The sequence below is a fragment of the Vulcanococcus sp. genome (assembly GCF_044369115.1).
Classification (GTDB): domain Bacteria; phylum Cyanobacteriota; class Cyanobacteriia; order PCC-6307; family Cyanobiaceae; genus Vulcanococcus.
Map to the genome: position 1 here is coordinate 1 of NZ_JBIPMN010000007.1, position 25,596 is coordinate 25,596.

Sequence of the window (25,596 nt, forward strand, 5' to 3'; positions counted from 1 at the left end):
CCAGTCGATCGGCTGCAGGCCGTACCACTGCCGGCCGGTGCCGTAGGGGTGGGGTTCAGGTGCCCGCAGCGCCACCACACTCACCTCCGGCCCCACCAACAGCGGGCCCAGATCCAAGAGGTCGTCGGCATCGGCGCCCCAACCGTGCAAGAGCACCAGGCGATGGGAGGCCTCAGCGGGGCCGAGATGGAGCTGATCGGAGAGGGAACCGGCCATCGGAGCGAAGCGCAGCTGCTGCGTAGGTTGGAACGCTTGCCCTCCACTCAACAGCCATGGCGCCCACGGCCCTGCTCAGCGTGTCGAACAAGGACGGCCTGGTGCCCCTGGCTGAAGGACTGCTGGCCGCCGGCTATCAGCTGATCTCCAGTGGCGGTACGGCCGCGGCGCTGGCGGCGGCCGGGCTGCCCGTCACCAAGGTGGCTGAGCACACCGGCGCCCCCGAAATTCTTGGCGGCCGGGTGAAAACCCTGCACCCGCGCATCCACGGCGGCATCCTCGCCAAGCGCTCCGAGCCCTCCCACCAGGCTGATCTCGAGGCCCAGGGCATCGCCACCATCGATGTGGTGGTGGTGAACCTCTATCCCTTCCGCGAAACCATCGCCCGTCCCGATGTGAGCTGGGATCTGGCGATTGAAAACATCGATATCGGCGGCCCAGCCATGGTGCGTGCTGCCGCCAAAAACCATGCCGATGTGGCGGTACTCACCAGCCCCAGCCAATACCCCGCTTTCCTTGAAGCCCTGGCCGCCGGCGCCCTGAGTTCGGCCCTGCGCCGGCAGCTGGCGCTGGAGGCCTACAGCCACACCGCTGAGTACGACACCGCCATCAGCGCCTGGCTCGCCAGCCAGCTCAGCCAGGGGGAGGCCACGGCCGAGCAGCTCACGCTGAACCTGCCGGCTCGCCAGAGCCTTCGCTACGGCGAAAATCCTCACCAAAGCGCCACTTGGTACGCCCAGCCCAGTGCGGGCCTCGGTGCCGGTGAGCAGCTCCAGGGCAAGGAGCTCAGCTACAACAACATCCTCGATCTGGAAGCTGCCCTCGCCACCGTACGGGAGTTCGGCTACGGCGGTCAGCCCGCCGGCGGCAACCCCTTCCAACCGGCGGCGGTGGTGGTGAAGCACACCAACCCCTGTGGTGTGGCCACCGGCAGCGGCAGCGCCAACGCCCTGGAGCGGGCTCTCGATGCCGATCGTGTGTCGGCCTTCGGCGGCATCGTGGCGCTCAATGGGCCGGTGGATGCGGCCACCGCCGGCCATCTCACCAGCCTGTTCCTCGAGTGTGTGGTGGCACCGGCCTTCGAGCCGGCGGCGCGGGAGCTGCTCTCCGCCAAGGCCAACCTGCGGCTGCTGGAGCTGGAGCCGGCGGCGATCGAGCGCGCCAGCCGCCAGCAGCTTCGCAGTGTGCTCGGCGGTGTCTTGGTGCAGGAGCTCGACGATCAGCCCGTGGATGAGAGCGTTTGGCAGGTGGTGAGTCAGCGCCAGCCCACGGCTCAGGAGCTGGAGGATCTGCGCTTTGCCTGGCGTTTGGTGCGTCACGTGCGCTCCAACGCCATCACCGTGGCCAAAGGCGGCCAGAGCCTCGGCATCGGCGCTGGCCAGATGAACCGCGTGGGTTCAGCCCGCATTGCTCTGGAAACCGCCGGCGAGAAGGCCAAAGGTGCCGTGCTCGCCAGCGACGGCTTTTTCCCCTTCGACGACACCGTGCGTTTGGCGGCCGAGCACGGCATCACAGCGGTGATTCAGCCAGGCGGCAGCGTGCGCGATGCCGATTCCATCGCCGCCTGCGATGCGCTCGGGCTGGCGATGGTAACCACCGGTCGCCGCCATTTCCTGCACTGAGGCTGACGCCTCTGCTCTAGCTTCGCCCCACTGCGCTGATCCCAGCTCGCTCCCATGCCCGAGAGCCTCGCGTTCAACCTCAATTTCCTGCATCCCCTGGCGATGTGGGCGCTGCTGGCCCTGAGCGGCTACGCGATGTTTTTGGGCATCAAGGCCAAGAAAACCCGCACCGCTGATGCCGAAACCCGTAAGACCCTGATCAAGGGGCAGTTCGCCAAGCGCCACTACCTCTACGGCAGTGCCGTGCTGGCGGTGATGGTGCTCGGCACGTTCGGTGGTATGGCCGTCACCTACCTCAACAACGGCAAGTTGTTTGTGGGCCCTCACTTGCTGGTGGGCATCGCCATGAGCAGCATGCTCGTGGTGGCTGCCGCGCTTTCGCCCCTGATGCAGCAGGGCAACCTGATCGCCCGCAAGATCCACGTTGGTTTGAACATGGGCGTGGTCACCCTGTTCCTCTGGCAGGCCGTGACTGGCATGCAGATCGTGAACAAGATCTGGGAAAACCGCCCCGCCTGATTGGCGCAGCCCTCAGAACTGAGCCCGCCGCCGCGGCGGGCAATCCAGGTTGTGGGTGGCGTGGAAGTCTTCCTGCACCTTCCAGGTGAGCTTGCGGGAGATCTGGCGCACAATCTGCCGCAGCAGGTGATCACCGCTGCTCTGTACCAGGGATTCCGGCAGCAGACCGATCACCGATGGCAGCTTGATCCACACACTCAGATCGAGCTCCCAGCGCACCTCTGTGAGTGGCGCATCGGCTGATTGCTCTTCCAGCCGTAGTGCCGCGTTGAACTCCACGTCGTAGAGGTCGCGCAGGCCGGGCTGGAACTGCTCTGGCGGCACCGTGCAGATCCGATACACGCCGGCGCTCTGAGGTAGCAGCTCCAGGCCAATCGTGGGCTCCACCTCAAAGCCGAAGTTGCCGAAACGGCCCAGGGTGAGCACGTAGCCATTGCGTCCCAGGGCATCCACCTGCATCGGTGCAGCGCAGCGGCGGAACCAGCCCTCGTGACGATCCAGGTAGGCCCCCACGGTGTGGGCCGGAGCCCGCATCTCCATCAAGTCGGCGAACTGACTGCTGTAGCAGCGCACCCGCGCATCCTCGCTATGGCGCAGGGATGGCTGCAGCGTTTCGCTCAACTCTGGCTGGGGATTGGTCACCGATGAGATCAACGCGGTCGGTTCTCCCCAGGCCTGAACCAGTGATTGTTGAAACAATGTAAAGCCCGGCTGCGGCCTGGATTGCAGCCGCTGTGACAGCCCGATCAGGCGTCGGCCAGGTCCATCAACCGGCCAATCACGTCTTCCACCACCCGATCGGGTGTGGAGGCGCCGGAGGTGATTCCCACTCGCAGCGGGCCTTGGGGCAGGAAGGGCTCCACCACCTCCAGTTCCCCATCCAGCGGTTTGTGCTCGATGCGGTTGCCCGGGCCGATCCGCTCGGGGGTGTCGATATGGAAGGAGCGGATGCCGCGGCTCACCGCGATCTCCTGCAGGTGGGTGGTGTTGGAGGAGTTGTACCCGCCGATCACCACCATCAGATCAAGCGGCTCATCCACCAGGGCGAACATCGCGTCTTGCCGCTCCTGGGTGGCATCGCAGATGGTGTTGAAGGCCACGAAGTGGTCGTTCAGCTCGGTGGGGCCGAAGCGCTGCAGCATCGTGCGCTCGAACAGCCTGCCGATCTCTTCAGTTTCGCTCTTGAGCATCGTGGTCTGGTTCGCTACGCCCACGCGCATCAGGTCGCGGTCGGGATCGAAGCCGGGGGAGCAGGCCTTGGCGAAGCGGGCCATGAACGCCTCGCGATCGCCCTTACCCAGGATGTAATCGCACACCAGCTGGGCTTCCGCCAGATCCAGCACCACCAGGTAGGTGCCCGCAAACGAGCTGGTGGCCAGCGTTTCCTCGTGCTTCACCTTGCCGTGAATGATCGAGGTGATGTCGTGCTTCTTGTGCTTCTCCACGGTGTTCCACACCTTGGACACCCAGGGGCAGGTGGTGTCCACGATGTGGCAGCCGCGCTCGTTGAGCAGCTGCATCTCCTGCACCGTGGCGCCGAAGGCGGGCAGGATCACCACATCGCCGCTGGCCACATTCGAGAAGTCCTTCACGCCGCCATCCACCGGGATGAACAGCACATTCATCTCCCGCAGGTGATCGTTCACCGAGGGGTTGTGGATGATCTCGTTGGTGATCCAGATCCGCTCGGTGGGGTAGTGGCGCCGGGTTTCGTAAGCCATAGCTACCGCACGCTCTACGCCCCAGCAGAAGCCGAAGGCTTCAGCGAGCTTCACGCTCAGCCGCCCGTGCTGTAGCTGATAGCCGTTCTCCCGCAGGCTGGCGATCAGGTTGCTCTGGTAGGCCTGCTCAAGGCTGCCCGCCACCTCCTCGCCCAGGCCGAAGCCGCGGCGGTTGTAGCGATCCGAATGGTGCAGGGATCGCTTGAACGCGCGGGTATCCACGACAGCGGGCACGGGGGGATGCCAACTCTATGGGGCCCCCTCGGTGGCTGGGCTGCTGTGGCGCTGCACCGGCACCACCCCTAGCCAGCGCACGGCCTCATGGCTGAAGTCGTAGCGACAGGGCAGCACTTCCATGCCGGCATCGAGCGCCTGGCGGAACAGCTCGCCGTAGCGGGGATCGGCGCTGTCGCCGGGTGCGAAGCGCTGCACATCGGCGCGGCTCAGGCAGGGCACCAGCACAGCGCGGGCTTCTGGCAGCACTCCCATCAGTTCTTCGAGGTGTTTCTGGCCCCTCTCGGTCACGGTGTCGGGGAACAGCGCCAGATCGCCGTCAGTCCAGGTGGTGTTCTTCACCTCCACGTAGATCGGGCGGGGGTCGGCGGCGCCTTCGGCTGGGGTGAGAAGCAGATCAATGCGGCTGCGGCGGTTGGCGCCATAGGCCACCTCCGCGCGGACCCCGCCAATCGGGCCGAGCCAGGGCTCCAGGCAGCCGGCTTCGATCGTCGACCGCACCAGGCGGTTGGGCAGGGCCGTGTTGATCCCCACCCATACCGGTTCGCCACCTGTGCCTGGCACCTGCGCCTGCTCCCAGGTCCAGGCCAGCTTGCGGGTGGGGGAGGGGGCATGGCGCAGACGCACGCGCCCGCCCACATGCAGGACTCCGGTCATCGGGCCGGTGTTGGCGCAGTGGGCGGTCACGACCTCGCCGGAATCGAGCTGCACATCGGCAAGGAAGCGTTTGTAGCGCTTGAGCAGCACCCCCTCCTGCAAGGGCTCCAGCGTCAACACAGGCTGGGCTTCGGGTGCGGCGGCAACCGGCATCACGGGGAGGCTTCTGCAGGCAAGAATCGCCCGAGTTGGGGCCAAGGCCGCACCGGATGAGCGAACCCCCGATCCAATCCGCAACGACCGGGCCTGGCGCAGGGCCTGCTGCCGAACCCACCCCGGCCCCGGCGCGATCGCTGCGCCGCATTGCTCTGATCGTGGCGGTGGCTACAGCCCTCAGCAAGCTGGCCGGCCTGGTGCGCCAGCAGGTGATCGCGGCGGCCTTCGGGGTGGGCGCCGCCTACGACGCCTACAACTACGCCTATGTTCTGCCGGGCTTTCTGCTGATCCTGCTCGGCGGGATCAATGGCCCCTTCCACAGCGCCATGGTGAGCGCGCTCTCGCGCCGGCCTCGTGAGGAAGGCGCCCATGTGCTCGCCGCCATCAACACCCTGGTGGGTGCCGCGCTGATCGGGGTGACGCTGCTGTTGTTTGTGGCGGCTGATCCTCTGATCGATTTGGTGGGACCGGGGCTGGATGCAGAGCGCCACGCGATCGCGGTGCTGGAGCTGCGCTGGATGGCGCCGATGGCCCTGTTCGCTGGCCTGATTGGCCTGGGTTTTGGGGCGCTCAATGCCGCCGATGAGTTCTGGCTGCCTTCGGTGAGCCCGCTGCTCTCCAGCGTGGCCGTGATCGCTGGTCTGGGGATCCTCTGGTTGCACCTGGGCTCCAACATCGCTCTGCCCCAATACGCCTTTCTGGGCGGTGCCGTGCTGGCAGGCACAACGCTGCTGGGGGCGGTGTTCCAGTGGCTGATTCAGCTGCCGGCGCTGGCCCGCCAGGGCTTGCACAAGTTCCAGCTGGTCTGGGATTGGAAGCACCCCGGTGTGCAGGAGGTGCTGCGGGTGATGGGCCCGGCCACCCTCTCTTCGGGCATGTTGCAGATCAACGTGTTCACCGATCTCTTCTTCGCCTCGGGAATCGTGGGGGCGGCGGCTGGATTGGGTTACGCCAACCTGCTGGTGCAAACGCCTCTGGGTCTGCTCTCCAACGCCCTGCTGGTGCCGCTGCTGCCGGTGTACGCCAGGCTCACCGCTCCGGATGATCGGCCTGAGCTGATCAGCCGCATCCGCCAGGGGCTGATGCTCTCCAATGCCTCGATGCTGCCGCTGGGAGCACTGATGGTGGCTTTGGCCGGGCCGATCGTGGCCTTGATCTACGAGCGGGGTGCGTTCAATGCCGGCGCCGCAGCGTTGGTGGGTGGCTTGCTGATGGCCTACGGCGTTGGCATGCCCGCCTATCTGGGCCGCGATGTGCTGGTGCGCGTGTTCTATGCCCTTGGCGATGGCACCACCCCCTTTCGCTTCTCGATGGCGGGTATCGGCCTGAACGCCGTGTTCGATTGGCTGTTGGTGGGTGGCCCGACGCCCTGGGGCTTGCAGCTGCCTGCTCTCAATTTCGGCGCCCCCGGCCTGGTGCTGGCCACCGTGGGGGTGAACCTGCTCACCTGTTTGGCGCTGCTGCTGGCGCTGCAGCGCCGCTTGGGTGGTTTGCCTCTGGCGGCCTGGGTGCGCGACAGCCTGCTCCTGCTGATCGCTGCGGTGCTGGCTGGTGGGCTCAGCTTCGGTCTCTCCATGTTGATCGCCTGGCCTGCCCACCTGGTGGGCCTGCTGCTGCAGTGCGGCCTCTGCGCGGCCGCTGGTTTGCTCCTATATGGCCTTGTGGCCAGCTGGGCCGGTGTGCCGGAAGCGACGCAGATCACCCGGCAGTTCGGAGGTCAGATCAGGCGGCGCCTGCCGTTTCGGCGTTGAGGTGGCAGCCTCAGCCTTCCACCACGCGCTCTTCGCGCACGTGGATCGGCACTTCCAGATGGCTGCGGCCCACCATGGCTGGCCCATCCACCGAATAGATCCGCGCTTCGATGCCGAAGTCGCGGAAGGCGGTTTCCATTTCCTGCATCAGCGCCCTTTCCACCTGCGCTTCAGCGTCCACCACCTTGCCGATCAGGCGGCTGCCTAGGGGACCGATGCGCTGGCGAACAACCTCTCGGGCGTTGGTGACCTCGATGACCAGCACAGGGCCGCAGCGGGATGCGCAACCCTAGCCGCGGTTAGCGAGCAGATCCTCGAGATCCTGCAGCTGGCCAGCCGGCACGAGCCGTGCCAGCGGCAACTTGCTGCTGCCGCCACCGATGGGCACCTGCACCGCTTCGAGGGCCTGGCGCGCGCACACCCCGGCGCCCTGATCCAGCCGGGCGGCACATTCAATCGCCAGCGCTTCAGCCACGCCCGCATCGCCCAGATAGAGGTGCCAGCCGCCGATCTGGATGTAGAGCCGGTCGGCGATCTCCAGTTGCAGATCGCGGATCTCGCTGGCGGAGAGGGTCATCGCGGCGATGGCGGGTGTGGTCTCAGGATGGCGTTTCCGGCCGCCTGGCGACCACGCTGATCAGCTGCACCACGAGCACAAGGGCCCAGGCTTCGGTGAGCCAAGCCAGGTGGTTGAAGGGATGGCGCATGGTCTGCACGAACCACAGGCCGCTGTTGAGAGCGGCGAACACCATCGTGTGCAGCACCAGATTCACGATCCGGTTGAAGTGCCGGTAGGTGGGGTCTTCAGGGTTGGCGGGTCCGTACCAGCGGATCGGCATCGGGGATGAAAGGAGGGGGTCTGTTGACGGGTGGGCCCTCGGTATGGGCACAATGTCAGGGCAGGCGCAGGCGCTTGTAGCTCAGCGGATTAGAGCATCTGACTACGGATCAGAGGGTCGGGAGTTCGAATCTCTCCAGGCGCGCCTTGCAAGACCAACCGTTCCTCCGGGAGCGGTTTTTTTGTGCCCGGATGGCGACTGCAGGGCCTGATTACAGGGGCGCTGAGTGCTGCGGTTTCTTACGATCAAAGCCTCACCAATACCTTGATCTGCCATGGCGGAGTCCACCGGAGCAGCCGTGAACCAGTCGCTGGCGGCCGGTGACCCTGCAATCGCTGCCCTGATTGGCAAGGAGCTGAACCGTCAGCAGACGCACCTCGAGCTGATCGCCTCCGAGAACTTCGCCTCCCGCGCCGTGATGGAGGCCCAAGGCTCGGTGCTCACCAATAAATACGCCGAGGGCTTGCCGTCAAAGCGCTACTACGGCGGTTGTGAGCATGTGGATGCGATCGAGGAGCTGGCGATCGAGCGTGCCAAGGAGCTCTTCGGTGCCGCCTGGGCCAACGTGCAGCCCCACAGCGGTGCCCAGGCCAACTTCGCCGTGTTCCTGGCGCTGCTGCAGCCCGGCGACACGATCATGGGCATGGACCTCAGCCACGGCGGCCACCTCACTCACGGCTCGCCCGTGAATGTGAGCGGCAAGTGGTTCAAGGTGGTGCAGTACGGGGTGGATGAAGCCACCCAGCAGCTCAATTTCGACACCATTCGCCAGTTGGCGCTGGAGCACAAGCCGAAGCTGATCGTGTGCGGCTACTCCGCCTACCCCCGCACCATTGATTTCCAGGCTTTCAGGGCCATCGCCGATGAGGTGGGTGCCTACCTGCTGGCCGATATGGCCCACATCGCTGGTCTGGTGGCCGCTGGTGTTCACCCCAACCCTGTGCCCGTGTGCGACGTGGTGACCACCACCACCCACAAGACCCTGCGCGGCCCCCGCGGCGGCCTCATCCTCTGCCGCGATGCCGAGTTCGCCAAACAGTTCGATAAGGCTGTGTTCCCCGGCAGCCAGGGCGGCCCGCTGGAGCACGTGATCGCTGCTAAAGCCGTGGCCTTTGGTGAGGCGTTGCAGCCCTCCTTCAAGGCCTACGCCCAGCAGGTGGTGGCCAACGCCCAAGCCCTCGCTGCTCGAATCCAGGAGCGCGGCATTGCTGTGGTGAGCGGTGGCACCGACAACCACATCGTGCTGCTGGATCTGCGCGGCATCGGCATGACCGGCAAGGTGGCCGATCTGCTGGTGAGCGATGTGCACATCACCGCCAACAAGAACACCGTTCCCTTCGATCCCCAGTCGCCCTTCGTGACCAGCGGCCTGCGCCTGGGCACCGCCGCCTGCACCACCCGTGGCTTCGATGAAGCCGCCTTCCGCGAGGTGGCCGATGTGATCGCTGATCGCCTGCTCAACCCAGAAGACGCCGCGATCGAGCAGCGCTGCCGCGAGCGCGTGGCGGCCCTGTGCGAGCGCTTCCCGCTCTACGCGGAAGCTCGCGAACTGCAGCCCGCTTGAGCGACTGGCCGGCAGCGGTCCTCCTGTGATCGCCGCGGAGCTGGGCCCTGCTTAAGCTGCGGCCGGCAGGGCCCATTTGGGCCTCGATTCCGACCGCGCACCGCCCCCGATGATCTCCAGCCGGCCGGATCTCGCCGCTGTTCTGGCGTTCGGCATCGCGGCCCTCTGCACAGCGCTCGTGGTGCCGATCGTGCGTCGCGCCGGTTTGCGTTGGGGCCTGATCGATCAGCCCGATTCCCGTAAGCAGCACACCACGCCGATGGTGCGCCTGGGCGGCGTGGGCATCGTGGGCGGTTTTGTGATCGCGCTGGCCTTGATCTGGCTGATGGGCGGTTTCGTGGAGCTGCCGCCTCAGCGCGACAGCCAGATCTGGACCACCATCGCCGGCGCCCTCTGCTTCTTTGTGATCGGCCTGGCCGATGACCTGTTCGCCTTGCCCCCGCTGCCCCGCTTGGGCGGCCAGGTGCTGGTGGCGATGGCGGTGTGGAGCCAGGGCGTGCAGATCGGGGCGATCGATCTGCCCTTCTACCTTTTTGGTGGGCCGCCCGGCGCCATCCCGCTGCCGGATGGTCTGAGCCTGGTTGCCACAGTGATCTGGCTGGTGGGCATCACCAATGCGATCAACTGGCTGGATGGTTTGGATGGCCTGGCCGCCGGCGTGAGCGGTATCGCTGCTGTTGGCCTGCTGTCAGTGAGTTACAGCCTCAATCAGCCGGCGCCCGGGCTACTGGCTGCGGCGCTGGCGGGCAGCTGCCTCGGCTTTCTTCGTCACAACTTCAACCCCGCCCGCATCTTCATGGGGGATGGCGGTTCCTATTTTCTCGGTTTTGCCCTGGCGGCGATCAGCATCGTGGGCCCGGCCAAAGGGCTCACCAGCGTGAGCCTGCTGCTGCCATTGCTGATCCTGTCGCTGCCCCTGGCCGACATGTCGGCCGTGATCATGGGGCGCCTCAGCCAGGGCCATTCGCCCTTCTATCCGGATCGGCGCCACCTGCATCACCGTCTGCTGCGCGCTGGTTTCAGCCATCGCCGCACCGTGGTGCTGATTTATGCCTTCACCCAGTGGCTGGCTGCGCTGGCGCTGGTGCTAGCCAACGCGGAACTGCGTTTTCTCTGGCTGGGGCTGGCCACGGCGGTGCTGATTGTGGTGGTGATCGCCGCTCGCCGCAGCCTCAACCGTGAGCTGGCTGGGAATGAGCGCTGAAATCCTCTGCATCGGTACCGAGCTGCTGCTGGGCAACATCACCAACGGCAACGCCCGCTGGATTGCTGAGCAGCTCGCGGCTCTGGGAATTCCCCACCACCGCCAGCTCGTTGTGGGCGATAACCGTGACCGCTTGATCGCTGAGCTGCAGGCCGCGGCTCAGCGCTGCCGCGTTCTGATTACCACCGGTGGCCTGGGCCCCACGCCCGACGACCTCACCACCGAGGCGATTGCCGCTGCCTTCGAGGCGCCCCTGGTGGAGCATCCCCAGGTTTGGGCCGAGATTCAGGCCCGCCTGGCCGCCCGAGGCCGCCCCTGCGCCGCCAGCAACCGTCGCCAGGCCTTCCTGCCGGAGGGGGCGGCGCTGCTGCCCAATCCCACCGGCACGGCTCCCGGCATGGTCTGGAGCCCGCGCCCGGAGTTCACGATCCTCACCTTTCCGGGGGTGCCAAGCGAGATGCGGGCGATGTGGGAGGCCACGGCTGCTCCCTGGCTGCGGGCGGCCGGCCTGGCGGAAGGGGTTTTCGCCAGCCGGATGCTGCATTTCTGGGGTGTGGGTGAATCCAACCTGGCGGAGCAGATGGCTGATCTGCTGGAAGGCACCAACCCCACCGTGGCGCCCTATGCCGGCTCCGGTGAAGTGAAGCTGCGGATCACAGCGCGCGCGGCCACGGCCGACGCGGCTGCGCAGCTGCTCGAACCGGTGGAGACGGAGATCCGGGCACGCACAGGTGCTCTCTGCTTCGGTGTTGATGAGGTTTCGTTGGCTTCGGTGCTGCTGGAGCAGTTGCGCCGGCGCGGCCAAACCCTTGCCGTGGCCGAAAGCTGCACCGGGGGCGGCCTTGGGGCTGCCCTGGCGGCGGTGCCCGGTGCTTCTGATGTGTTGCTGGGCGGTGTGATCGCCTACGCCAACAGCGTGAAGCAAGGGCTGCTGGGGGTACCCGCTGCGCTGCTGGAGGCCCATGGTGCCGTGAGCGATCCGGTGGCGCGCGCCATGGCCGAAGGAGCCCGGAGCGCCACCGGCGCCGACTGGGCTCTGGCGATCACTGGTGTCGCCGGCCCCGGCGGCGGCAGCCCCGAGAAGCCCGTGGGCCTGGTGCATATCGCCGTGGCGGGGTCAGCTGGCTGTAGCAGTGAGGGTGTGCACTTCGGCGCCAGCCGCGGTCGCAGCTGGATTCAGACCCTCGCCACCGGCGAAGCGCTCAACCGGTTGCGGCTGGCGCTGCTGGAGTAGTCACGGCGATCGCCGCCTTAGGCTCGATCGCTCCGTTGCTAGCGCCGCCGTGAGCTCCGGCACCCTTTACGACAAGGTCTGGGATCTGCATCAAGTGGCCCAGCTGCCGGGCGGTGCCACCCAGCTGTTCATCGGCCTGCACCTCATCCATGAGGTGACCAGCCCCCAGGCGTTTGCGGCCCTGCGGGATCTGGGCTTGAGCGTGCGCCATCCCGAGCGCACCGTGGCCACGGTGGATCACATCGTGCCTACCACCAGCCAGGCGCGGCCCTTCGCCGACTCCTTGGCTGAGGAGATGCTGGCCACGCTCGAGGCCAACTGCGCTGAGCACGGCATCACGCTGCATGGCATCGGCAGTGGCCGCCAGGGGATCGTGCACGTGATCGCCCCGGAGCTCGGCCTCACCCAGCCAGGGATGACTGTGGCCTGCGGCGATTCCCACACCTCCACCCATGGCGCCTTCGGGGCCATCGCCTTTGGCATCGGTACCAGCCAGGTACGCGATGTGCTCGCCAGCCAGAGCCTGGCGATGGGCAAGCTCAAGGTGCGGCGCATCTGGGTGGATGGCCAGCTGCAGAGCGGCGTGTACGCGAAGGATCTGGTGTTGCACGTGATCCGCACCCTCGGCGTGAAGGGCGGTGTGGGTTACGCCTATGAATTCGCCGGCCCGGCCATCGATGCCCTCTCGATGGAAGAACGCATGACCCTCTGCAACATGGCGATCGAGGGCGGCGCCCGCTGCGGCTACGTGAACCCCGATCAGGTCACCTTCGATTACCTGAAGGGTCGGCCGTTCGCCCCCAGCGGTGCGGCCTGGGATCAGGCAGTGGCCTGGTGGAACGGCCTGGTCAGCGGTGCCGATGCCGTCTTCGACGACGAGGTGCGCTTCGATGCCGCTGCCATCGCCCCCACGATTACCTGGGGCATAACGCCAGGCCAGGGCATCGGTGTGGATGAAACCGTGCCCACCCTCGAGCAAACCGAGCCGGATGAGAGGCCGCTGGCGGAAGAGGCCTACCGCTATATGGATCTGCAGCCCGGTGCGCCGATCGCCGGCACGCCTGTGGATGTGTGCTTCATCGGCAGCTGCACGAACGGACGCCTCAGCGATCTGCAGGCGGCGGCAGCTGTGGCCAAAGGCCGCAAGGTGGCGCCTGGTATCAAGGCGTTTGTGGTGCCCGGGAGCGAACAGGTGGCCGCCGCGGCTGAAGCCGAGGGTCTCGACAAGGTGTTTGTGGAAGCAGGTTTTGAGTGGCGCGAGCCCGGCTGCTCGATGTGCCTGGCGATGAACCCCGATCGCCTGGAGGGCCGTCAGATCAGCGCCAGCTCCAGCAACCGCAATTTCAAGGGTCGCCAGGGTTCGGCGAGCGGTCGCACCCTGCTGATGAGCCCGGCGATGGTGGCTGCCGCGGCCATCGCTGGTCGGGTGAGCGATGTGCGCGAGCTGCTCAACGCCTGATCGATCTCTTTCCCCGTTAACCGTCGAACGCAGCCGGCCCACCCCATGACCACCGCCACACCCTTCCCCTCTGGCTCGATCCGCAACGTCAGCGGCACCACCGTGGTGGTGCGCGGCGATGACATCGACACCGATCGGATCATCCCGGCGCGCTTCCTCAAGTGCGTCACCTTTGAGGCGTTGGGCCCTGCCGCTTTCGCCGACGATCGGGCTGAACTAGCCGATAGCCCGGCTGGCCCTCACCCGTTTGATCGGCCCGAGCATCAGGGCGCCTCAATCCTGCTGGTGAACCGCAACTTCGGTTGTGGCTCCAGCCGCGAGCACGCGCCGCAGGCGCTGATGCGCTGGGGCATCCGCGCGGTGGTGGGGGAGAGCTTTGCTGAGATTTTCTACGGCAACTGTCTGGCGCTGGGCATTCCCTGCCTGGTGGCCGACCACGACACGATGCTGGCGATTCAAGCTGCGGCGGATGCCGATCCGGCAGCCAGCGTTGCGGTGGATGTGGCAGAAGCACGGCTGCGTTGCGGCGACCACACCTGGCAGCTCGACCTTGCGGCTGGCCCTCGCCAGATGCTGGCCACGGGGCAGTGGGATGCCACCGGCCAGCTACTCGCCCACGGTGACGCGCTCCAGGCCACGGCCGCCCGCCTGCCTTATCTCAACGGTTTCAGCGCCGCCTGAGCCTGCTCGCTTCGCAAGTCGTGGCGGTCACTCGTGCAAGTGTCTATCAAGGAGAGAGGACGGTCCGTGGCCGATGCGCTTCCTCTCTTCTGTTCAGTCGGCCCTGGTGGCTGCGCTCCTGATCGCCCCCCCGGCAGTCTTCGCGGCTCAGCCCTTGGCTGTGGAGCCTTACCGCTCCCCAGCGGGGCAGGCCGCTCCACCCTGGCCCCAGTGCCGCGGCTGTGACCTGCGCGGCGCCAACCTGAGTGGCTTGCTGCTGAATGGCATCGATCTGCGGGATGCCGATCTGCGTGGTGCTGACCTGCGCGGCAGCAATCTGGAGGGGGCCGACCTTAGTGGCGCTGATCTGCGCGGCGCTCTGTTGCAGCAGAGCTGGTTGAGTAACGCCGATCTCAGCGATGTGGATCTATGCCAGGCCAACCTGCGCGATGCCGTGTTGATTCAGGCCCTCACGCCTGGGGTGCAACTGGAGGGCGCTGTGTTGATCGGTGCCGACTTCACCGGCAGCGATCTGATGATTGGCGGTGACGAGCTGGTGCCGCAACCTCTGCCGCCGCTCTCACCTCAGAACCCCCGTCGTTGAATCAGCGCATCTTGCGCCAGGCCTGGAGGGGTGTAGGGCACGAAGGGCAGGCCTGTGCCGGTGAAGTTGAAGTCATTGAGTTTCACCCGGAAGCCACCAATGCCCTGGTAAGGGCTGTAGTAAATCGCCAGTTCATAGGCACGTCGTTGCCAGCGCAGCTCCACGTAGGAATCGACTACGTCGCCGTAGAACTCTGAGCTGGGGTCCACGTTGAGCCCGACCCCACCGCTGAAGATCAAAGGCCCGACTAGTTGCTGGGTGAGCCCGAGTCCCAGGGTGCTGAGGTCAACGATGCGATCGAAGCTGAACGGACTCACGCCTTGGCGGAGGGTGCCGCCCCCAGCGATTGTGAATTGGGTGTAGTCCAGGAAGTTCTTCTGCAGATGTCCAAGCGTGAGCGTGGGACCGCCACTGATGCTGAAGGCCTGCTGGTTCGTGCCATCGCCGTAATAAGCGAGGTTGATGTTCAGGTTGGTGTTGATCGTGAGTCCCGGAACCACAGGCGTAGGGCTGTAGCGGGTGGCACGCTCACTGTCTGGGTTGAGCGGTTTGCCTGTCCACAGCGGCAAGCTGCTGTTGATTGAGCCGTAAACACTTGCCCTCCAGAGGTCCGCCAGGTTCACGCTGGTGAATTCCGTTCCCTGGAAGTTGCCGATCCCCGCCCTCCAGAACATTGTGTTGGAGATGTTGCCAAGATTGGGTAGGGTTCGGATCTGCTCGAGCGACAATCCGAGGGCCGAATAGACGTCCTGCTCGCCGAGCGAACCATTCCATACGCGATAGCGATAGGCAGCGAAACCGCGGGCGGTGGTGAGGCCGATACCGGGAAGCGTGAAGGATCGGCTGATGTCGCCCCAGCTGCGGGCACCATTGGCGAAGTTGCTGGGGTCGAAAGTGGAGAAATCGCCTGTTACATCAATGTTGAGGCCGAGTACTTCGGTGTCGAAGCGTGCAAGCAGGCCGAACAGATCGCCAATCCGCGTGGGCTGTGAACTCGCAGTGGCGCCGATCGGTTCGCCTGGTAAGACATAGCTGCTGGTGGTGCCATCGAGGGCCCGGCGTACCATGAACTGAGGCTGCAGATTGAGGGTGCCGCGCTTGCCCACCTCGATGGGCTTGAGGTTGTAGCCGAGATAGAAGCCGTCACGATCCTCTGAGTCCACGGCCGTCACCCAGCGGTTCTCCACCTCGCGATCCTTCTCAAAGCGTTGGTTGCGCTGGATCGGGATTGGCAGGCGATCCTCGAGGATCAGCTGGTTGGTCTTGGTGTTAATCACCACGTCGCCATTGGCTTCGTGGCGGGCAATGACTCCGGTGGAATCCACCCAGCTCTGAGCGGGTGTGTAGGGATCGTTGCTGAAGGCGGCTCGGTCGGCTTGCCAGCTCGTTGGTGTGATGGTGATCCTGTTGGCTTGCAAGCGCCAGCGGCTGATGGTTCCCATCACAAATCGCTGGCCGTTGGACGAGAACTGAACGCTCTGCTCCGGTTTCACGCCACCAAACTGGCGCTCTTCATTTGTTTCCAAAGCAAGCTGTTCTGAGCCGAAGCGTTGTTCCGCCTTCAGGCTCTGTTGGAACTGAACAGCGCTAACCCGCTGGTTCACAAGAGCTTCCAGCGCCTGTCGCCTCTCCGCCTCCAGTTGGGCGGGAGGAGCGCTCGCAAGCGCAGATGGTGATTGGGCCGCTGCTGCCGTTCCTGTCGCCTGCTCGCTGGATCCCAGGGCGACCTCATTCAGTTGTTCGCTGAGTGGCTTGGGTTGTGGGCGGCCACCTCCCGGGCAGCCATCGGGTGGCCCCATGCCAACGCGGAAACTTGGTGCAGGACTGTTACCGAATCGGTAGCGCATCCCCACGAGGTAGGCGTTGCTCCCTTCGCTCACGCCGCTATAAGTGCCGTAGGCGCCTGACCGGTGGTGTATCCGTCCCACCAGTGACCATTCCGGTTTGATCAGAGCTTCAACTTCAAAGCCCAGATAGTTGAGAAAGGTGGTGTAGTTTTCGCGGAATGTTTTCTCATAGTTGCTAACGCTAGTGTTAAGGCTCACGCCTTCGAAAAAAGCCAGGCTTAGCCACGGTTGCAGCCAGGCCCGCACGCCAAAGCTCCAGGTGAATTCACCGAACGTCTGAGCAGGGGTGTTGGCGTTGGGTACGTCCTGGTTGAATTCTCCTCCTGGTTGCTCGGCCGCATGGTGAAGCAGTGCGTTGGAGTCGAACTCCAGCGCCAGCGGCCCGGCACGCAGCAGACGCTTGTTGAGACCCACACCCAGCAGGTACTCAGGCCGCATCTGGCCTTTAAAGATGAAGGTATCGCCGAAATTGGCGTCGATCATTTGACCGCCCCAGAGGGTGGCGCTCCAGGGGTAGGGGTGCCAGTCAGGGATCGGAGGCAGTGGCGGTGGGCAGGCCATGGTCTGTGCCATGGGCGACAACGCCACTGGTGGCATCATCAAGTCCTGGTCAGGTAGGCGCTCAGGGGTGCCGTTTGCCCTCGGCCAGGTCGTGACGGTGTTAGCAGGCCAGTCCAGGCTCGCCTGCAGCTTTGGATCGTGGAGCGGCTGTGCCCGCAGCTGGTTCTGGATCTGGTCGCTCTGGTGCTGCAACGTTGAGGTAGTGGTTGTGCTCGCCTGGATCGAGGGCGCCGGCTCCAGCGTTCCGGGAATGAGCAGATCGAATGTGGGCCGCTCCAGTTCTTTGGGGAGCTGATCAGGCCAGTAGCTCAAAGGCAGCAGTGCAGCGCTGGGTGGGCTACCTGGATTGAGATCGAGGGCGGCGCTGTCGAGATCGAGAACGCCGTAGACCTCGTCGATCTCTCCGCTGTTTTCGATCAGGCTGTAGCGGAGCTTGCTGGCCTGCAGGTATTGATTGCCGCGTTGGAAGCGAACCCGCCCGCTGGCATAAATCGTGCGGGTGGCGCTTTCGTATTCGATCCGATCCGCCAGTAGGCGTCCGCCGGCCAGGATCACCGTCACGTTGCCTACGGCCACAAACCGATTGGCCAGCAGGTCGAAACCCTGGTCGTCGGCGCTGAGCTCGATGTCGATGGGTGGCTTCTGTGCCGGAGTGGCCTCAATCAGGCCTGCAGCCGCAGATTGTGCGGGAGCAGCTGGCTTGCCGGAGGTCGCGGGAGCAGCTGGTGTTGACTGCTGATCAGCCGCAACAGCGTGACCACCGAGCAGAACCGATGCCGATCCCAGCACCGCAATCAAACGGCGGACGCGTTGCTGGACAGGCACCGAAGGGAATGAAGACGGCGTGATCCTGACACGCCCCAGGACTTAGCGCCGAATCACTCTTCGAGGTCTTTGCGGCTGGGGGTGCGGCTGGGATCGCTGGCCAGGAAGCCGAACACGAAGATCCCGATGAAGAAAAAGACGACGGAGTAAACCGAGATCTTGAGGGCGAGCATTGGTTCTGTCCGGCGGTGACAGGGAGTGACGGGCGCCAAGTGGGCCCTGATCGACCCTGCGGCAGCGGCATCATCCTATGGGTCGTGATCGCGTTGACCGATGCCGGAGGGCCCAGACAGCGCTGTTCGCTCCTGGATTGAAACGTTTCAGGCCCAATCCAGGCTGGATCTCAGGCCGCTCTGGCGGTGCGTAACCCCATCGGGCGCAGGTGATGTTGCGCTGTTGGATCCCTGGGGAGCCCGTTGCCGCCCCGACTGGCATGCCAGCGGTCTTGTGATCTGGCCCCGCGGTGGGCGGTGGCTGCAGCTGCGGTTGGAGCTGGTGTGCCCACCGGCCTGGCAGACGCGCCAGCAGGGCGATCGCCTGGCGCGTCTGGTGCTGCGCTGGTGGGCCGATGCGGTGGAGCTGCGGGTGGATGGCGAGCGGGTGCATCAGGGCGATCTGTTCGACACCGCCTGCCGTTGGCCCCTGCCGGCGGCCTGGTGGAGCGGTCAGCCACTGCAGCTGGACTTGCATTTGCGCTCCCCCCTTCATGACGACGGGGCTCTGATCGCCAGTGCGGTGGAGCAGGAACCCCTCGATCCGGCAGACCCCACAGGTGTGCTGGTTGCGCCGCGGTTGGCCCTTGCAGCCCAGCGCTTGCCGGCTGAAGCGCAGCCGGCACTACTGGAGCAGCTCCAAGCTTTGGATCCTGCCGACCCCTCTGTTGCTCCAGCACTTGAGCCCTGGCTTCAGGAGCAGGTGCTGCTGCAGCCGCCTGCTCCGGTGCACGTGCTGGGCCATGCCCACCTCGATCTGGCCTGGCTCTGGCCGGTGGCGGATACCTGGCAGGCGGCGGTACGCACCTTTGAATCGGTGTTGGCGCTGATGGAGCGCTTCCCCCAGCTTCATTTCGCCCACTCCACCCCCGCGCTCTACGCCTGGATCGAGCAGCACCGGCCAGCGCTCTTCGCTCGGCTGCGGGAGGTCATGCAGGCCGGGCGCTTTGAGCCGATCAACGGCCCCTGGGTGGAGAGCGATTGCGTGCTGATCGGCACTGCGTCCCTGCTGCAGCAGTTCGCCCTGGGCCAGGCCTACAGCCGCTCCCGCTTTCCCGAGTGGCAGCACAATCTCTGCTGGCTGCCCGACAGCTTTGGCTTCAGCGCCGGCCTGCCGGCGGTGGCCCGCAGCACAGGGGTGGAGTGGTTCTGCACCCACAAGCTCGCCTGGAACAGCGGTCAGCCCTTCCCCCACCGGCTGTTCCGCTGGCGCAGCCGCTGCGGCAGCGAGCTGTTGGCCCTGGCCACAGCGCCGATCGGCACCGACGGTGATCCACTGGCGATCGACAGCTACAGCCGCGCCTGGCAGGCCGCCACAGGGGTGGAGCAGGCCCTGTGGCTGCCCGGCGTGGGTGATCACGGCGGCGGGCCCACCGCTGAGATGCTCGAGCAGCTGCAGCTCTGGCAGCAGCAACCCCTGGCCTGCCCCCAGACCCACGGCAGCCTGCGCCAGTACCTGGCGGGCTTGGAGCCGCTGGCACCGCAGCTGCCGGTCTGGCGCGATGAGCTTTATCTGGAATTGCACCGCGGCTGTGCCACCAGCCGGCCCGATCAGAAGCGCCACAACCGCAGCCTGGAGCGGCTGCTGCGGGAGGCGGATCTGGCTTTGGCCCTGCAGCATCTGTTCGCTCCGCAGGCGGCTCGGGCAGACCCTTCCGATTGGCGGCCTCTGCTGTTTCAGCAGTTTCACGACATTCTTCCTGGCACGTCGATCCCGGAAGTGTTCGAGCAGGCTGAACCCCAGTGGCGTTCTGCCCGGCGGCAGGCGCGACGCAGCCGCGATCAGGCGTTGCAAGCTCTGCTGCCGCGCCACAACGGCTGGTGGTTGGCCCAAATGCAGCTGCAGGCAGCCGGGGCTTCCACCCTGCGTCTGCCGGCCGGGGTCTGGCGCCTGAGCGGTGCCGAAGCGGCCCTGCCGCAGCAGCCGGCCCCAGGCGGCGGCACCTGGGTTCAGCTCCACCGACCGGCCGGTGTGGCGGCGGTGCCCTTGGAGCGCGGCCCGAGCGAGGCGTCGCTGGCGCTGGAGCCCATTGCTGAGCTGCAGCATCCGGTGACCCTTCAAGCCAGCGAGCAGGGCTGGCAGCTCAGCAATGGGCTCGTGCGGGCGCAGTTCGGCCCTGCCGGGCTGGAGCAGCTCTGGGGAATCGACGGTGTACCGCAGCTGGCGGGGGCCTTGGCCTGGTGCCGCTGGAAGGATCACGGTGAGTTCTGGGATGCCTGGGATCTCGCAGTGGATTACCGCCAGCACCCCCTGCCGCTGCAGTGGCAGAGCGGCCCTGAGCTGGCGGAGCAGGGGCCGCTGTGTACACGGCTCGTCTGGCGCGGCTGTTGCGGCAGCAGCCCGCTGCGGCTCGACGTCCAGCTGCGCGCAGCTTCGCCCTGGCTGGAGCTCGTGCTGCAGGTGGATTGGCGTCAGCGCCATGAGCTGCTCCGCTTGGAGTTGCCCCTGGCGCAACCCGCTTGCCGCTACGCGGCCGATACGCCTGGCGGCGTGATCGAGCGACCTGCTGCAGCTGCCAACGGCCGCGAACAAGCCCGCTGGGAAGTGCCCGCGATCAGCTGGATCGCCTCGCAGGCTGTGGCCGGTGGCGGTCTGGCCGTGCTGCTGGATGGGCCCCAGGGGGTGTCGGCGGAGCCTGAGCGCCTGGGTGTCTCGCTGCTGCGCGCGCCCACCTGGCCCGATCCTTCAGCGGATCAGGGCCTCCAGCGGCTGCGGCTCGCCCTCTCACCCTGCTCCCAGGGCTGGCGCCAGCAGGCAGTGCCCCAGCAGGCTCAGCGCTTCCGGGAGCCCGTCTGGCTGCGTCCAGCATCAGATTGTGCCGCAGCCGGCGGCTGGCCGGCCCTGGATTTGGGGTCGGAGGCGCTGCAGATCGTGGGGCTGCAGCCGCTCGAGCAACCCGGAATGGCGCGACTGACGCTGCAAAACGACAGCCCTCAGCGCCAGCAGTTGCGCTGGCCTGAGGGCTGGAGCGCCCGCCGCGAGTTCACGGCCGGGACGGAGGCCTCCTGCACCTCGGCTGGAGCGGACGATCTGCTGCGGCCCTGGCAGCTCGGCAGTTGGCTGGTGTGCAGTGGCAGCAGCCCGGGTGATCAGTCGTCGTGATCGTCGAAGGGGTCGGTGAGGCCCTTCGATGGCGGGCCGAAGGCGGTGTAGATGCCAAAGCCGGTGAGGCCCAGCAGCACAGCCAGCACGGCCAGTGCCACCGACATGGCTGGGGACGACGTTTCCATCACAACTCTCGACAGGCACAGCCGCGGCAGCCGCCGCGGCCCTTACAGTAACGAGACTGACCCTTGCCAGAGAGCACAGCCCGTCATGGCTCAACGCACCCGCCTGGGAGATCTGCTGCGTCCCCTCAACTCCGAGTACGGCAAGGTTGTTCCCGGTTGGGGCACCACTCCCGTGATGGGCGTGTTCATGGCTCTGTTCCTGGTGTTTCTGCTGGTGATCCTGCAGCTGTACAACAAGTCTCTGCTGCTCGACGGCATCACCGTCAACTGGAACGGCGTCGGCTGATCGGATGAATGTCTTCGGAGTCGGGCTGCCGGAGCTGGCGGTCATCGCGGCCATCGGTCTTCTGGTGTTCGGCCCGAAGCGCTTGCCCGAGCTCGGCAAAACCCTCGGACGCACCCTGAAGGGCTTTCAGAGTGCGTCCAGCGAGTTTGAGAAGGAATTCCGCAAGGCGGTCGACACGGTCGAAGCGGAAGTCACCGCCACCAGCGTCCTTCCTACTAAGCAGGCTCAAGCGGGTGCTCCGGATACTTCAGCGAACCCGCAAGCGTCCAATGCTGCCCCTGAGCAATCCTCAGAGGCTTGAGTTGAGCCGCTGAGCATTGATGGCTGGCCCTGAAGGCACCGCCCCCCTGCAGCTGCTGGTGGGCCTTGGTAACCCTGGCGACAAGTACGTCGGGACACGCCACAACGTCGGATTCATGGCCCTGGAGCGCCTCGCAGCCCAGGCCGGTGGCAGCTTCAAGCAGCAGAGCAAGCTGCATGGGCTGCTGGCTGAGGTGGGAGTGGGCAGCAAGCGTTTGCGCCTGCTCATGCCGCAGACCTTCATGAACGACAGCGGCCGCTCGATTCGTGCTGCCCTCGATTGGTTTGATCTCGAACCAGCCCAGATGCTGGTGCTGGTGGACGACATGGATCTGCCACTGGGTCGCCTGCGGTTGCGCCTCAGTGGTGGTGCCGGCGGCCACAACGGCCTGCGTAGCACTATTGCCCATCTGGGCGGGCAGGAGTTTCCGCGCCTGCGCATCGGCATCGGAGCGCCGGCTCTCAATCCCGTTGAGCGCAAGCAGCGCACGGTGGGTCATGTGCTGGGCCGGTTTGCCCCCACTGATCAGCCCGTGCTTGAGGAGGTGCTTGAGGAGGTGCTCCAGGGTGTTGACCTGATTCAGCGGCTGGGCTTTGAGCGCGCCGGTAACCGATTGAACGGGTTTGTGGCGCCGGCTGCGGTCAAGCTGGCGGAAGCCCCGCTTGGATGAGGAGCGCCGCCGTGAGTCGTCTACCCACCACCACGGCCCAGCTCCGCGTGCTGCACCAGAGCTTCAGCCAGCGCCTGCTGGAAGGGGAGGTGAGCGCTGGAGGCTTCCAGTGGACCTTCAGCTGGTACTTCGATCGCGGTGAGTTGCAGGTGGAGCCCTCCCTCGGTCGAGCCTTGATTCAAGACGCGCTGCTGCGATTTCTGCTCAAGGCCGATTACCAGCTCGAACCCGGGGGTGATTACGCCTTCACGGTGCGGGCCAAGTTTTAAGGCTCAGCGTGGCTGGGCGCTGCAACAGCGTTCCGAGGTGGCGTTCCAACAGGAGTTGCGCCACCACATCGTCCACATCGCGGGGAGGGAGCCGCAACCCGCGCGGCAGCCAGCGCCGCCAGCCACGGGCGGGCTCCAGTTGCCAATAGCGCTCCCGCGCAGCAAGGGTGGTGCCCGCTTCCGGGATCAGCAGCGCGGGCAGGTTATGGGCGCTGAGCCACTGGCGCCAGGGCTGACTGCCGGTGCCATCACCGAGCAACACCGTGCTGCAACCAGGACTGCGGACCCACTCCAGCAGCAGCTCCTGGCAGCGCTGCGGCGGCAGGACCCCCGCCGCCAATACCTCACTGCTGCTGCAATCCGCCAGCACGAGGCCGCATTTGCTGCGTCCAGGGTCGATCGCCGCCCGCCGGCTCAACGCGGCACCGCCCGCAGTTCCACGGCCACCGGATCCACCAGATCGCCGTTGCGCAACGACACCGCTTGCAGTTGCACCACCTGCCCCGCGGGCCGGTTGCTGAGGGCGTTGCTGAGCTGGTTCACGCTGGCGGCATCGAACTGCAGGCCGCTGGCCAGGCTGCCTGCCCGCTGCACGGCGTTGTAAGCCGAGGCCAGCAGCACATTCAGGCGGCTGCGCACCTGCTCCGCACTGCGTTCATCGCCCTCCAGCACGGTGGTGGCCAGTTGCTCGCCCGCTTTCACCACCTGCCTGTTGCGGCGGACATCGGGGAAGGCCACCACCTGGCGTTCGCCTTTGAGCACGTTGGCGGCCGAAATCAGGCTCACCACCCAATCACCGCGTTTGCTCAGGATGCCCTCCAGCTTGGTGATGTCACTGCGGGCTACCAGCAGGATCTGGCGGTTGGGTGTCTGCCCGGGCAGCACCCGCTGAAACACGTTGGTGTTGGTCTGGCGCAGCAGCGCTTCGATCACTAACTTGGCCTGCTCAGGTTTCTCGATGCGCACCTTGGCGATCTCCAGGGGCTGGCCGCTGCTGATCACGACATCGCCGCGGCGCAGGGCAATCAGGTTGGTTTCCAGCTGCTGAAGTTCCTTGGCGGAGGCGCCGATGCGGTTGTTGAGCCGTGCCAGCTCTTGGCGGTTGCGCTGGATGTCGGCATCCTTGGCGTCGATCTCGCGGCTGAGCTGATCCCGTTCTTGCTCGAGCAGCCGGCGCTGTTGCAGCAGCGGTGCCAGCTCCTTGCGCAGCGAGGCGGCCTGTGCTTCCACCATGCTGAGTTGGCTGCGGGCCTGCTGGCGCCCCAGTTCGGCTGCTGTGAGTTCGCTCTGGCTGCGTTGCAGAGCTTCGCGCCCCTCCCGTAGGCGCCGTTCGAGCTGGTCGAGCTCAAACAGGCCGGTGCGCAGCCGATCGCTCACCAGCAGCATCAAGCCGAGCGAGATCGCGCTGATCAGGCTGCCGGTGAGCACCGTGATCACCACCGCCGTGCGGCGCGGCCGCATCCCCAGCAGGCTCAGGCGGGCCTTGCCCACCTTGGAACCGAGCCGATCGCCGAGGGTGGAGAGCACTCCACCCAGCAGCAGCAGCGCCAGGATCAGCAGCCAGCCCGACACAACTTTGCGCGACGACGCTCAGTATCGGTGGGAAGCGTTCAGCTAAACCGCTTGGCTAGCGCCAGCGGATCAAACACTGTGATCTTTTTGCGATCGATCTGCACGAGGCCGGCATTGCGCAGGTCGCCCAGCAGCCGGGTGATCGTGACGCGTGTGGAACCGATCGCTTCGGCGATCGCCTGATGCGACAGGCGCAGATCGATCGTGATCCCTTCGCTGGTGGGCACGCCGAAATCCCGGCAGAGCACCAGCAGGAAGCTCACCAGCCGCGACGACATGTCGCGGTGGGTGAGGGTTTCGATCATCGTTTCGGTTTGCAGGATCCGAGATGAGAGGCCCTGCAGCATCAGCAGCCCCACGCTGGCATCGAGCTCGATCGCTTTACGTACCGAGGCTGCCGGCGCAGTGACCATCTCCACCCTGGTGAAGGCCACGGCGTGATAGAAGCGGTCGCTGCGCTGGCCTGTGAGCAGCGACAGCACCCCGAACAAGCTGTTCTCCCGCAGCAGCGCCACGGTGATTTCTTCGCCGGATTCGTAAACCCGAGAGAGCCTCACCGCGCCTCGGCGCAACAGATAGACCTTCTCAGCTGGATCGCCGGGAAAGAAAATCGTTTTGCCTCGCTCCACCGTTTCGGTGGTGCTGCCGTTGAGGCCGCGGATCACATCCAGCAGGGTGGCGTTGGATGGCGTAGGCGAACCCGCCATCGGAGAGAGCCCTGCGGCGCCGGTCGTAGGGCTTGGGGAGTAACGGCTGAAGCCTGGTTGGGCGCCGACCATAACGGCGGGGCAAGGTGAGGCGGACCCTACGGATCACCCCTGCGGGCTCTTGTAGTGATTGACACTATTTCGGGGCTTGCTCCAAAGCCACCCGCTGACTGTGCCGAAGCTGCTGCAATCCCTCATCCGCCAGATCGAGCAGCGCATTCAGCTGTTGGCGCGAGAACGGAGCGCCTTCGGCGGTGCCCTGCACCTCCAGCAATTGCCCCTGGCTGTTCATCACCACATTGAGATCCACCTCGGCCCTGCTGTCTTCGCTGTAGTCGAGGTCGAGCAGGGCTGCGCCATCCACCAGCCCCACCGACACCGCCGCTACCTGCTCCAGCAGGGGTGAGCGGCTCAGAACGCCGCGAGCTTCCAGGCGCTGCAGCCCCAGGGCCAGGGCCGCCCAGGCGCCCGTGATCGAGGCGGTGCGGGTGCCGGCGTCGGCCTGCAGCACATCGCAGTCGATGTGGAGGCTGCGTTCGCCCAGGGCTTCGAGATCAAGGCAGGCCCGCAGGCTGCGGGCGATCAGGCGCTGGATCTCCTGGGTGCGGCCCGAGAGTTTCATCAGCTCCCGCGGCTGCCGGCTGGGTGTGCTGGCGGGCAGCAGCCGGTAATCGG

Annotated in this window: 27 protein-coding genes, 1 tRNA gene and 1 pseudogene; 15 read left to right on the forward strand and 14 right to left on the reverse strand. The window is 65.9% G+C overall.

Annotated features, from left to right (window positions below; all coding sequences use genetic code 11):
• Positions 1–216: pseudogene (locus tag ACIQ2E_RS00970) on the reverse strand (esterase); the annotation flags it as partial.
• A gap of 56 nt (positions 217–272) precedes the next feature.
• On the opposite strand from ACIQ2E_RS00970, the gene purH reads away from it, so the two are divergent.
• Both purH and ACIQ2E_RS00980 read left to right on the forward strand, forming a co-directional pair.
• Positions 273–1,838, forward strand: a complete 1,566-nt coding sequence (gene purH, locus ACIQ2E_RS00975) for a bifunctional phosphoribosylaminoimidazolecarboxamide formyltransferase/IMP cyclohydrolase (protein WP_398324870.1) — start codon at positions 273–275, stop codon at positions 1,836–1,838.
• A 54-nt stretch (positions 1,839–1,892) separates the two neighbouring features.
• Complete coding sequence (locus ACIQ2E_RS00980) at positions 1,893–2,357, forward strand: DUF4079 domain-containing protein (protein WP_217796811.1); 465 nt, start codon at positions 1,893–1,895, stop codon at positions 2,355–2,357.
• A gap of 12 nt (positions 2,358–2,369) precedes the next feature.
• Here ACIQ2E_RS00980 and ACIQ2E_RS00985 read toward each other — a convergent pair whose 3' ends face one another.
• The 3 genes from ACIQ2E_RS00985 to sfsA all read right to left on the reverse strand — a co-directional run bounded on the left by ACIQ2E_RS00985 (position 2,370) and on the right by sfsA (position 5,122).
• A complete protein-coding gene (locus ACIQ2E_RS00985) occupies positions 2,370–3,011 on the reverse strand; it encodes a DUF1997 domain-containing protein (protein WP_398324872.1) in 642 nt (213 codons plus the stop codon).
• A 92-nt stretch (positions 3,012–3,103) separates the two neighbouring features.
• Positions 3,104–4,300 (reverse strand): 4-hydroxy-3-methylbut-2-enyl diphosphate reductase, encoded by a 1,197-nt coding sequence (locus ACIQ2E_RS00990; RefSeq protein WP_398324927.1) that lies wholly within the window; start codon positions 4,298–4,300, stop codon positions 3,104–3,106.
• Positions 4,301–4,327: 27 nt separating this feature from the next.
• Positions 4,328–5,122 carry a DNA/RNA nuclease SfsA gene (sfsA, locus tag ACIQ2E_RS00995; RefSeq protein ID WP_398324874.1) on the reverse strand — a complete coding sequence of 265 codons (795 nt, stop codon included), beginning with the start codon at positions 5,120–5,122 and terminating at the stop codon, positions 4,328–4,330.
• Positions 5,123–5,178: 56 nt separating this feature from the next.
• Here sfsA and murJ point away from each other — a divergent pair, with 56 nt between their 5' ends.
• Positions 5,179–6,876 carry a murein biosynthesis integral membrane protein MurJ gene (murJ, locus tag ACIQ2E_RS01000; RefSeq protein WP_398324876.1) on the forward strand — a complete coding sequence of 566 codons (1,698 nt, stop codon included), beginning with the start codon at positions 5,179–5,181 and terminating at the stop codon, positions 6,874–6,876.
• Between the two features lie 10 nt (positions 6,877–6,886).
• Here the strand turns inward: murJ and ACIQ2E_RS01005 are convergent, their stop codons facing one another.
• The 3 genes from ACIQ2E_RS01005 to ACIQ2E_RS01015 are packed head-to-tail and all read right to left on the reverse strand — an operon-like array spanning position 6,887 to position 7,715.
• The gene (locus tag ACIQ2E_RS01005; protein ID WP_398324879.1) at positions 6,887–7,141 is read right to left on the reverse strand and encodes a cytochrome-c oxidase; all 255 of its coding nucleotides are present in this window, start codon (positions 7,139–7,141) and stop codon (positions 6,887–6,889) included.
• Positions 7,142–7,165: 24 nt separating this feature from the next.
• Entirely contained in the window at positions 7,166–7,453 is a 288-nt protein-coding gene (locus ACIQ2E_RS01010; protein ID WP_398324881.1) for a DUF3181 family protein, read from the reverse strand.
• Between the two features lie 22 nt (positions 7,454–7,475).
• Positions 7,476–7,715, reverse strand: coding sequence for a hypothetical protein (locus ACIQ2E_RS01015; RefSeq protein WP_398324883.1), 240 nt, complete (start codon positions 7,713–7,715; stop codon positions 7,476–7,478).
• A 70-nt stretch (positions 7,716–7,785) separates the two neighbouring features.
• On the opposite strand from ACIQ2E_RS01015, the gene ACIQ2E_RS01020 reads away from it, so the two are divergent.
• The 7 genes from ACIQ2E_RS01020 to ACIQ2E_RS01050 all read left to right on the forward strand — a co-directional run bounded on the left by ACIQ2E_RS01020 (position 7,786) and on the right by ACIQ2E_RS01050 (position 14,440).
• Positions 7,786–7,859: transfer RNA gene (locus tag ACIQ2E_RS01020), tRNA-Arg, on the forward strand.
• 130 nt (positions 7,860–7,989) lie between these two features.
• Positions 7,990–9,279 carry a serine hydroxymethyltransferase gene (gene glyA, locus ACIQ2E_RS01025; protein WP_398324886.1) on the forward strand — a complete coding sequence of 430 codons (1,290 nt, stop codon included), beginning with the start codon at positions 7,990–7,992 and terminating at the stop codon, positions 9,277–9,279.
• Between the two features lie 109 nt (positions 9,280–9,388).
• On the forward strand, positions 9,389–10,483 hold the full coding sequence (locus ACIQ2E_RS01030) for a glycosyltransferase family 4 protein (RefSeq protein WP_398324889.1): 1,095 nt from the start codon (positions 9,389–9,391) through the stop codon (positions 10,481–10,483).
• Positions 10,473–11,717: a competence/damage-inducible protein A gene (locus ACIQ2E_RS01035; protein WP_398324892.1), complete on the forward strand. Its 1,245-nt coding sequence runs from the start codon at positions 10,473–10,475 to the stop codon at positions 11,715–11,717. Before ACIQ2E_RS01030 ends, ACIQ2E_RS01035 begins: the two co-directional genes overlap by 11 nt.
• A gap of 49 nt (positions 11,718–11,766) precedes the next feature.
• Positions 11,767–13,176, forward strand: coding sequence for a 3-isopropylmalate dehydratase large subunit (gene leuC, locus ACIQ2E_RS01040; RefSeq protein ID WP_398324894.1), 1,410 nt, complete (start codon positions 11,767–11,769; stop codon positions 13,174–13,176).
• Positions 13,177–13,221: 45 nt separating this feature from the next.
• Positions 13,222–13,857, forward strand: coding sequence for a 3-isopropylmalate dehydratase small subunit (locus ACIQ2E_RS01045; RefSeq protein ID WP_398324897.1), 636 nt, complete (start codon positions 13,222–13,224; stop codon positions 13,855–13,857).
• A 73-nt stretch (positions 13,858–13,930) separates the two neighbouring features.
• Positions 13,931–14,440: a pentapeptide repeat-containing protein gene (locus ACIQ2E_RS01050; RefSeq protein ID WP_398324900.1), complete on the forward strand. Its 510-nt coding sequence runs from the start codon at positions 13,931–13,933 to the stop codon at positions 14,438–14,440.
• Here ACIQ2E_RS01050 and ACIQ2E_RS01055 read toward each other — a convergent pair.
• Both ACIQ2E_RS01055 and ACIQ2E_RS01060 read right to left on the reverse strand, forming a co-directional pair.
• Positions 14,422–17,673 carry a DUF3769 domain-containing protein gene (locus ACIQ2E_RS01055; RefSeq protein WP_398324903.1) on the reverse strand — a complete coding sequence of 1,084 codons (3,252 nt, stop codon included), beginning with the start codon at positions 17,671–17,673 and terminating at the stop codon, positions 14,422–14,424. The genes ACIQ2E_RS01050 and ACIQ2E_RS01055 overlap by 19 nt on opposite strands.
• 53 nt (positions 17,674–17,726) lie before the next feature.
• The gene (locus tag ACIQ2E_RS01060) at positions 17,727–17,846 is read right to left on the reverse strand and encodes a photosystem II reaction center protein I (protein WP_010312075.1); all 120 of its coding nucleotides are present in this window, start codon (positions 17,844–17,846) and stop codon (positions 17,727–17,729) included.
• A gap of 100 nt (positions 17,847–17,946) precedes the next feature.
• On the opposite strand from ACIQ2E_RS01060, the gene ACIQ2E_RS01065 reads away from it, so the two are divergent.
• Positions 17,947–20,988, forward strand: a complete 3,042-nt coding sequence (locus ACIQ2E_RS01065; RefSeq protein WP_398324906.1) for an alpha-mannosidase — start codon at positions 17,947–17,949, stop codon at positions 20,986–20,988.
• Here ACIQ2E_RS01065 and psbN read toward each other — a convergent pair.
• Entirely contained in the window at positions 20,976–21,116 is a 141-nt protein-coding gene (psbN, locus tag ACIQ2E_RS01070) for a photosystem II reaction center protein PsbN (protein ID WP_296364804.1), read from the reverse strand. The two genes, ACIQ2E_RS01065 and psbN, sit on opposite strands and share 13 nt — an antisense overlap.
• 85 nt (positions 21,117–21,201) lie before the next feature.
• On the opposite strand from psbN, the gene psbH reads away from it, so the two are divergent.
• Genes psbH through ACIQ2E_RS01090 form a run of 4 tightly spaced genes read left to right on the forward strand, consistent with a single transcriptional unit; the run spans position 21,202 to position 22,642 of the window.
• Positions 21,202–21,402 carry a photosystem II reaction center phosphoprotein PsbH gene (gene psbH / locus ACIQ2E_RS01075; protein WP_010312068.1) on the forward strand — a complete coding sequence of 67 codons (201 nt, stop codon included), beginning with the start codon at positions 21,202–21,204 and terminating at the stop codon, positions 21,400–21,402.
• A gap of 4 nt (positions 21,403–21,406) precedes the next feature.
• Entirely contained in the window at positions 21,407–21,703 is a 297-nt protein-coding gene (locus ACIQ2E_RS01080; RefSeq protein WP_398324910.1) for a TatA/E family twin arginine-targeting protein translocase, read from the forward strand.
• Positions 21,704–21,722: 19 nt separating this feature from the next.
• Positions 21,723–22,373 carry an aminoacyl-tRNA hydrolase gene (pth, locus tag ACIQ2E_RS01085; RefSeq protein WP_398324913.1) on the forward strand — a complete coding sequence of 217 codons (651 nt, stop codon included), beginning with the start codon at positions 21,723–21,725 and terminating at the stop codon, positions 22,371–22,373.
• An 11-nt stretch (positions 22,374–22,384) separates the two neighbouring features.
• Complete coding sequence (locus ACIQ2E_RS01090; protein WP_398324930.1) at positions 22,385–22,642, forward strand: DUF3146 family protein; 258 nt, start codon at positions 22,385–22,387, stop codon at positions 22,640–22,642.
• Here ACIQ2E_RS01090 and ACIQ2E_RS01095 read toward each other — a convergent pair.
• The 4 genes from ACIQ2E_RS01095 to rph form a co-directional block, all read right to left on the reverse strand.
• Positions 22,620–23,060, reverse strand: coding sequence for a resolvase (locus ACIQ2E_RS01095; RefSeq protein ID WP_398324916.1), 441 nt, complete (start codon positions 23,058–23,060; stop codon positions 22,620–22,622). The genes ACIQ2E_RS01090 and ACIQ2E_RS01095 overlap by 23 nt on opposite strands.
• A complete protein-coding gene (locus ACIQ2E_RS01100) occupies positions 23,057–24,214 on the reverse strand; it encodes a DUF3084 domain-containing protein (protein ID WP_398324919.1) in 1,158 nt (385 codons plus the stop codon). Before ACIQ2E_RS01100 ends, ACIQ2E_RS01095 begins: the two co-directional genes overlap by 4 nt.
• A gap of 38 nt (positions 24,215–24,252) precedes the next feature.
• Positions 24,253–24,993, reverse strand: a complete 741-nt coding sequence (gene ntcA / locus ACIQ2E_RS01105) for a global nitrogen regulator NtcA (protein WP_398324922.1) — start codon at positions 24,991–24,993, stop codon at positions 24,253–24,255.
• A 64-nt stretch (positions 24,994–25,057) separates the two neighbouring features.
• A partial coding sequence (rph, locus tag ACIQ2E_RS01110; RefSeq protein WP_398324925.1) for a ribonuclease PH occupies positions 25,058–25,596 on the reverse strand: 539 nt, incomplete at its 5' end.

Bases quoted from the DNA above. Each gene is read 5' to 3' on its own strand.
- purH (WP_398324870.1), top strand. From the start codon at position 273: ATGGCGCCCACGGCCCTGCTCAGCGTGTCGAACAAGGACGGCCTGGTG.
- ACIQ2E_RS00980 (WP_217796811.1), top strand. From the start codon at position 1,893: ATGCCCGAGAGCCTCGCGTTCAACCTCAATTTCCTGCATCCCCTGGCG.
- sfsA (WP_398324874.1), bottom strand. From the start codon at position 5,122: ATGCCGGTTGCCGCCGCACCCGAAGCCCAGCCTGTGTTGACGCTGGAG.
- murJ (WP_398324876.1), top strand. From the start codon at position 5,179: ATGAGCGAACCCCCGATCCAATCCGCAACGACCGGGCCTGGCGCAGGG.
- ACIQ2E_RS01010 (WP_398324881.1), bottom strand. From the start codon at position 7,453: ATGACCCTCTCCGCCAGCGAGATCCGCGATCTGCAACTGGAGATCGCC.
- ACIQ2E_RS01015 (WP_398324883.1), bottom strand. From the start codon at position 7,715: ATGCCGATCCGCTGGTACGGACCCGCCAACCCTGAAGACCCCACCTAC.
- glyA (WP_398324886.1), top strand. From the start codon at position 7,990: ATGGCGGAGTCCACCGGAGCAGCCGTGAACCAGTCGCTGGCGGCCGGT.
- ACIQ2E_RS01030 (WP_398324889.1), top strand. From the start codon at position 9,389: ATGATCTCCAGCCGGCCGGATCTCGCCGCTGTTCTGGCGTTCGGCATC.
- ACIQ2E_RS01035 (WP_398324892.1), top strand. From the start codon at position 10,473: ATGAGCGCTGAAATCCTCTGCATCGGTACCGAGCTGCTGCTGGGCAAC.
- ACIQ2E_RS01045 (WP_398324897.1), top strand. From the start codon at position 13,222: ATGACCACCGCCACACCCTTCCCCTCTGGCTCGATCCGCAACGTCAGC.
- ACIQ2E_RS01050 (WP_398324900.1), top strand. From the start codon at position 13,931: ATGCGCTTCCTCTCTTCTGTTCAGTCGGCCCTGGTGGCTGCGCTCCTG.
- ACIQ2E_RS01060 (WP_010312075.1), bottom strand. From the start codon at position 17,846: ATGCTCGCCCTCAAGATCTCGGTTTACTCCGTCGTCTTTTTCTTCATC.
- ACIQ2E_RS01065 (WP_398324906.1), top strand. From the start codon at position 17,947: ATGCCGGAGGGCCCAGACAGCGCTGTTCGCTCCTGGATTGAAACGTTT.
- psbN (WP_296364804.1), bottom strand. From the start codon at position 21,116: ATGGAAACGTCGTCCCCAGCCATGTCGGTGGCACTGGCCGTGCTGGCT.
- psbH (WP_010312068.1), top strand. From the start codon at position 21,202: ATGGCTCAACGCACCCGCCTGGGAGATCTGCTGCGTCCCCTCAACTCC.
- ACIQ2E_RS01080 (WP_398324910.1), top strand. From the start codon at position 21,407: ATGAATGTCTTCGGAGTCGGGCTGCCGGAGCTGGCGGTCATCGCGGCC.
- pth (WP_398324913.1), top strand. From the start codon at position 21,723: ATGGCTGGCCCTGAAGGCACCGCCCCCCTGCAGCTGCTGGTGGGCCTT.
- ntcA (WP_398324922.1), bottom strand. From the start codon at position 24,993: ATGGTCGGCGCCCAACCAGGCTTCAGCCGTTACTCCCCAAGCCCTACG.